The sequence below is a fragment of the Kitasatospora sp. MBT63 genome (genome assembly GCF_000710465.2).
Classification (GTDB): Bacteria; Actinomycetota; Actinomycetes; order Streptomycetales; family Streptomycetaceae; genus Kitasatospora.
Window position 1 is genome coordinate 1 of record NZ_JAIZ01000302.1, and the last position, 6471, is coordinate 6471.

Consider the following 6471-nt stretch of genomic DNA (forward strand, 5'->3'; position numbering starts at 1 on the left):
GCCCCTCAGCCCCGCTGTCCGCCCCACGGTCCGCCCCGCCGTCCGCCCACCACCGGGGCACCCTCGTGAGCGGGGCCAGCGCCACCAGCGCGGCGAGCGCCGGCCGCAGGCGCCCCGCGCCGGCCCACACCCCGCACCCGAGCCCGCAGGCCAGCAGCACCGAGACCGCCATCAGGTCCGCCACCGGCCGGGCCCGCAGCGCCGCCTCCTGGGCCGAGCACTGGGCCACCGCCAGCGCCGCCACCGTCAGGTAGCCGGCGCCCACGGCGAACGGGGAGCGCCAGTTCGGGCGCCCGCGCCGGCCGAGGCGGACCCCGGCCCGGTAGAGCGCCGTCAGGGTGACCGCGGTCAGCAGCAGCGGGGTCACGGTGACCGGCCCGGCCTCGCCCCCGCGGGCCAGCGGCGCCGCGTGGCCGAGCAGCCAGAGCGCGCAGGCCAGCCGGACCGCGCCGGCCGCGGTGTCGTCCGAGTACGGCGCCAGCACCCACAGCCCCAGGACCGGCACAGCGACCACGGAGAGCGTCAGGAGCGCCGTCCGTACCCCCGTCAGCAGGTCGGCGAAGGTCGAGCGGGTGCCCAGTCCGCTCGGCAGGCCCAGGATCGGACGGCCCATCAGCTGCGTCATGGGCTTCATGCTCCCAAGGGGGCCCGTTGCGTCGTGTCAACGGGCAAACCTTCGCCGTGTCCCGGATTATCGGTACATGTGCCTACATTCGCTCAGCAGCCGGGGCGAGGGATCACGGTGACCGCTCCTTCGACCACCCGGAAGCGCAACCGGAGGTCCGCTGCCTCCGGGAAGCCCGCCGCCGCCAAGACGCCGTCGCCACCCCGGCGGGACGCCGCCCGGCTGCTCCGGCTGCTGACGCCCCGCGAGGCGCAGCTGCTGGCCCGGCTGGCGGACGGCGAGGAGCTGGCCGCCATCGCCGCCGACCTGGGACTGTCGCCCGCCATGGCGCGGACCCGGCTGCACCGGGCACTGCGCAAACTGGGCGTACGGTCCGCGGCGGAGGCCACCGCGCTCGCCGACCAGGCCGACGACCAGGCCGACTATCGGGCCTCCGATCGGGCCGCCGACCAGGCCGCCGAGGCCCCGCCCGGCACGAGCCGTGACACCGGCACCGAGGCCGAGGCCGAGGCCGGAGCCGGTGAGGGCACCGAGACCGGCGGCGGGGCGGGCGGGGACGCCGTTCCGCCCGAGTTCGACGACTTCTGCCTCGCCGTCCACGACCGGCTGGTGCAACAGACCTTCCTGCTGACCGGCTGCCGGCACCGCGCCGTGCACTGCGCGCACCTCGCCCTGGGCACCGCCTCCCGGCAGTGGCCGCAGGTCACGGCGCTGCCGGACCCGGAGGGCTGGGTGCGGGCGCGGGCCTTCGACGCGGCACTGTCCCCGTGGCGCCGGGGCGGCCCGCGGCGGGCGCACCTGCTCACCCTGCCGCACCGGCGGATCCGGGTCGGCCCCGCCGGGGTCGGGCCGGAGGACCGGCTCACCCCGAGGGACCGGGCGCTGCTCAAGGCGCTCCGCCGGCTGTCGCGGCCGCGCCGGCGGGCGCTGGTGCTGCACGACGCGCTGGGCCTGCCCGCGGCTGCGGTGGCGGTCGAGGTGGAGGCGAGTTCGGCGGCGGCCGCCGGGCGGATCCGCGCCGCCCGGGCGGCGCTGGCCGGGCAGGTGCCCGACCTGGTGGGCCCGGACCCGTCCGATCCCGGGTTCGGCGACCGGCTGGGCGAGCTGATGCACCGGGCGGCCGTGCACGGCTGTGCGACGCCGTGGCGGCCGTCCCCGCGGCTGCTGACGGTGGAGAGCCGGCTGCGGACCGGCGCGGTCACCGGCGGCGCCGCCCTGCTGACCGTGGCGGTCGGCGCCGCGGTGGTGGCGACCTTGCTGGGTAGCGGGCCGGCCGAGCTGTTCCGCTCGCCCGCGCCCACGCCGCCACCGCTGTGCACGACGGCGGACAACGGCAGCGCGGGTCCGCTGCTGCCGGGCGCCGACGCGGGTGTGCGCAGCCACTGGTGCGAGGCGGCGGGGACGCAGTCGGTGGTCCTGGTCCAGGCCGCGATGATGTCCTCGTCGCCCTCGGCGGAGGCCGCGGCGACGGCGGCCGCCGTGGAGGCGCTGCCGGTGCCGGTGGGCTGCCCGGCGTTCCGCCCCTGCCCGACCGGTGCGCCGCCCGGGGTACCACCCCTCGCCGACCGACTCCGCTGACGCCTTCCGGGCAGCGGGTGCCGGGTCGGGTACCGAGCAACGGGTACCGGGTCACCGGTGGACTGCCCGGCGGCCCGGTCCTGTCCGGCCGCTGTGCCGCCCGGGTCCCGGCGCCGGCCGACCGGCCGCGGTGGCTGGGCCGCGCCTGAGGATTCCGCCGGGCGCCCGACGCCGAGCAGCCTCCTCCCCCGGCCTTCGGCCAGGAGGTGCCCGCTGATCCGACGCGACTCGTCGGACGCGGCCCAGCGGGCTGCGCTGCTGGGCTGCCCGGCGTTCCGCCCCTGCCCGACCGGTGCGCCGCCCGGGGTACCACCCCTCGCCGACCGACTCCGCTGACGCCTTCCGGGCAGCGGGTGCCGGGTCGGGTACCGAGCAACGGGTACCGGGTCACCGGTGGACTGCCCGGCGGCCCGGTCCTGTCCGGCCGCTGTGCCGCCCGGGTCCCGGCGCCGGCCGACCGGCCGCGGTGGCTGGGCCGCGCCTGAGGATTCCGCCGGGCGCCCGACGCCGAGCAGCCTCCTCCCCCGGCCTTCGGCCAGGAGGTGCCCGCTGATCCGACGCGACTCGTCGGACACGGCCCAGCGGGCTGCGCTGCTGGGCTGCCCGGCGCCGGGAGCCGCGGAAACGCCGAGGGCGCCGCGGACGGGAATCCGTCCGTGGCGCCCTCGGGTGGTTACCGGGCTGATCAGCCGATCAGCTCACGGGCCAGGCGAGCGGTCTCGGACGGCGTCTTGCCGACCTTGACACCGGCGGCCTCGAGGGCCTCCTTCTTCGCCTGCGCGGTGCCCGAGGAGCCGGAGACGATGGCGCCGGCGTGGCCCATGGTCTTGCCCTCGGGGGCGGTGAAGCCCGCGACGTAGCCGACGACCGGCTTGGTGACGTGCTCGGCGATGTAGGCCGCCGCACGCTCCTCGGCGTCGCCGCCGATCTCGCCGATCATGACGATGATCTTGGTCTCCGGGTCCGCCTCGAACGCCGCGAGGGCGTCGATGTGGGTGGTGCCGATGACCGGGTCGCCGCCGATGCCCACGGCCGAGGAGAAGCCGAGGTCACGCAGCTCGTACATGAGCTGGTAGGTCAGCGTGCCGGACTTCGAGACCAGGCCGATCGGGCCGGACTTGGTGATGTCGGCCGGGATGATGCCGGCGTTCGACTGCTCCGGCGAGATCAGGCCGGGGCAGTTCGGGCCGATGATCCGGGTCTTGTTGCCCTTCGAACCGGCGTACGCCCAGAAGGCGGCCGAGTCGTGGACCGGGACACCCTCGGTGATGACGACCGCGAGGCCGATCTCCGCGTCGATCGCCTCGACGACGGCGTCCTTGGTGAACTTCGGCGGCACGAAGATGACGGTGACGTCGGCACCGGTCTTCTCCATGGCCTCGGCGACGGTGCCGAAGACGGGCACCTCGGTGCCGTCGACGTCAACGGTGGTGCCGGCCTTGCGCGGGTTCACACCGCCGACGATCTGGGTGCCGGAGGCGAGCATGCGGCGGGTGTGCTTCATGCCCTCGGAGCCGGTCATGCCCTGGACGATGACCTTGCTGTCCTTGGTAAGGAAGATAGCCATGATTCAGTCCTCTCCCTTACTTGTTGGCCAGCTCGGCGGCGCGGTCGGCCGCACCGTCCATGGTGTCCACCTGCTGCACCAGCGGGTGGTTGGCGTCGGTCAGGATCTGACGACCCAGCTCGGCGTTGTTGCCGTCCAGGCGGACGACGAGGGGCTTGGTGACGGCCTCGCCCTTCTCCTCGAGGAGGGCCAGCGCCTGCACGATGCCGTTGGCGACCGCGTCGCACGCGGTGATGCCGCCGAAGACGTTGACGAAGACCGACTTGACGTCGGTGTCGCCCAGGATGATCTCCAGGCCGTTCGCCATCACCTCGGCGGACGCGCCGCCGCCGATGTCGAGGAAGTTGGCGGGCTTGACGCCGCCGTGGTTCTCACCGGCGTAGGCGACCACGTCGAGGGTGCTCATGACGAGACCCGCGCCGTTGCCGATGATGCCGACCTCGCCGTCGAGCTTGACGTAGTTGAGGCCCTTGGCCTTGGCCGCGGCCTCCAGCGGGTTCGCGGCGGCCTTGTCCTCGAGCGCCTCGTGGCCCGGCTGACGGAACTCGGCGTTCTCGTCCAGCGAGACCTTGCCGTCGAGCGCGATGATCTTGCCGTCGCCGGACTTGATCAGCGGGTTGACCTCGACGAGGAGCGCGTCCTCGGCGATGAAGACCTTCCACAGCTGCTGCAGGACGTCGGCGACCTGGTCGGCCACGTCCGCGGGGAACTTCGCGGCGGCGACGATCTCGGCGGCCTTCTCCGGGGTGCAGCCCTCGTTGGCGTCGACCGGGATCTTGGCCAGCGCGTCGGGGTTCTCCTCGGCGACGACCTCGATCTCCACGCCGCCCTCGACGCTGGCCATCGCCAGGAAGGTGCGGTTGGTGCGGTCCAGCAGGAACGAGACGTAGTACTCGTCCTTGATGTCCGCGGTCTGGGCCAGCATCACCTTGTGGACGGTGTGACCCTTGATGTCCATCCCGAGGATCGCCTCGGCCTTGGCGACGGCGTCGGCCGGGTCGGCGGCGAGCTTGACGCCACCTGCCTTGCCTCGGCCACCGACCTTCACCTGAGCCTTGACGACGGCGCGGCCGCCGAAGCGCTCCGCGATGGCGGCAGCGTCTGCGGCGGTCTCGATGACATCGCCGTCAAGCACGGGTACACCGTGCTTGGCGAAGAGGTCCCTCGCCTGGTACTCGAACAGGTCCACGTGTTTGTCCTTGTTCGTGGTCGCGGATTGTGTCTCTACGAGCGTGCCACGGCAGGATCTTCGCTGCGGGTCGTCGGGGCTGCGCAGGTACGCAGATTTGCGGCCTTGCGGCCCACACAGCGCCGGGCGCACCGTCAATCAACACGCGCGTCACGTCCGTGTGGCAGGTTATCCCCGTACGACGGGCGTGTTTCGCCCGGGACCGGCTCGGCTTTGGTGAGAACCGTCACAACAGGCGGACCCGGGCCTACCACCCACCCCCCTCCGGAGCCCGGCGCCGGGGGTGCGGGCACCGGACCAGGGCCACACCTTCGGGTGAATCCGTGTCCTGCGGAGACCGGCGGACGGGCGGGTTCAGCGGTCGGACGGGCGGGGTTCAGCGGTCGGCCGGCACCGGCAGCGGCCGCTTCTCGATCGCGGCGGCCATGATGTCCGGGAAGGCGTCCGGGGTGCAGGCGAAGGCCGGCGCGCCGAGCGCGGCCAGTGCGGCGGCGTGCGCGTGGTCGTAGGCCGGGGCACCCTCGTCGGAGAGCGCCAGCAGGGCGATGAACTGCACGCCCGAGGCCTTCATCGCGGCGACCCGCTTGAGCATCTCGTCCCGGATGCCGCCCTCGTACAGGTCGCTGATCAGCACCACGATCGTCTCGGACGGCCGGGAGATCTTCGACTGGCAGTACGCGAGGGCGCGGTTGATGTCGGTGCCGCCGCCGAGCTGGGTGGCGAACAGGACGTCGACCGGGTCGGTGAGCTGCTCGGTCAGGTCGACCACGGAGGTGTCGAAGACGACCAGCCGGGTGTCGAGGCTGTGCATCGAGGCGAGCACCGCGCCGAACACCGCCGAGTGGACCACCGAGGCGGCCATCGAACCGGACTGGTCGATGCAGAGGATCACGTCCTTCTTCACCGCGCGCTGGGCGCGGGCGTAACCCACCAGCCGCTCGGGGACGACCGTGCGGTGATCGGGGAGGTAGTTCTTCAGGTTGGCCCGGATCGTGCGGCCCCAGTCGATGTCGCGGTGGCGCGGGCGGTTGACCCTGGCGCTGCGGTCGAGCGCGCCGCCGAGGGTGGAACGGGTGCGGTCGGCCAGCCGTCGCTCCAGCTCCGCCACCACCTTGCCGACCACCGCGCGGGCGCTCTCCCGGGTGGTCTCCGGCAGCGCGTGCTTCAGCGAGAGCAGGGTGCCGACCAGGTGGACGTCCGGCTCGACCGCCGCCAGCATCTCCGGCTCCAGCAGCAGCCGGTCCAGGCCGAGGCGGGTGATCGCGTCCTGCTGCATCAGCTGGACCACCGTGGTCGGGAAGTACTCCCGGATGTCACCGAGCCAGCGCGCCACCTGCGGGGCCGAGCCGCCCAGGCCCGCGCTGCGGCCGCCGGTCCGGCCCTGGCCGCCCGGCTCCGCGCCGGAGCCGCGGTAGAGCGCGGCGAGCGCGCCGTCCATCGCGGCGTCCCGGCCGGACAGCGTGCAGCCGGTGCCGTCGGCGTCACCGCCGAGGACCAGCCGCCAGCGGCGCA

5 protein-coding genes are annotated in these 6471 nt (G+C 74.1%); 1 reads left to right on the plus strand and 4 read right to left on the minus strand.

Annotated features, from left to right (window positions below; genetic code table 11):
* On the minus strand, window positions 1-625 hold a 625-nt coding region (locus AA75_RS49465), incomplete at its 3' end, for a DUF6350 family protein (protein ID WP_033821241.1).
* A gap of 117 nt (window positions 626-742) precedes the next feature.
* Between AA75_RS49465 and AA75_RS18715 the strand changes: the two genes are divergently transcribed.
* A complete protein-coding gene (locus tag AA75_RS18715; RefSeq protein WP_051812741.1) occupies window positions 743-2203 on the plus strand; it encodes a LuxR C-terminal-related transcriptional regulator in 1461 nt (486 codons plus the stop codon).
* A 685-nt stretch (window positions 2204-2888) separates the two neighbouring features.
* Here the strand turns inward: AA75_RS18715 and sucD are convergent.
* From sucD to AA75_RS18730, 3 genes are all read right to left on the minus strand, one after another.
* Window positions 2889-3770 (minus strand): succinate--CoA ligase subunit alpha, encoded by an 882-nt coding sequence (gene sucD, locus AA75_RS18720; protein ID WP_033821243.1) that lies wholly within the window; start codon window positions 3768-3770, stop codon window positions 2889-2891.
* 16 nt (window positions 3771-3786) lie between these two features.
* Entirely contained in the window at window positions 3787-4959 is a 1173-nt protein-coding gene (gene sucC / locus AA75_RS18725) for an ADP-forming succinate--CoA ligase subunit beta (RefSeq protein WP_033821244.1), read from the minus strand.
* Window positions 4960-5335: 376 nt separating this feature from the next.
* Window positions 5336-6471: VWA domain-containing protein (locus tag AA75_RS18730; protein ID WP_033821245.1), on the minus strand; the 1136-nt coding region annotated here is incomplete at its 5' end.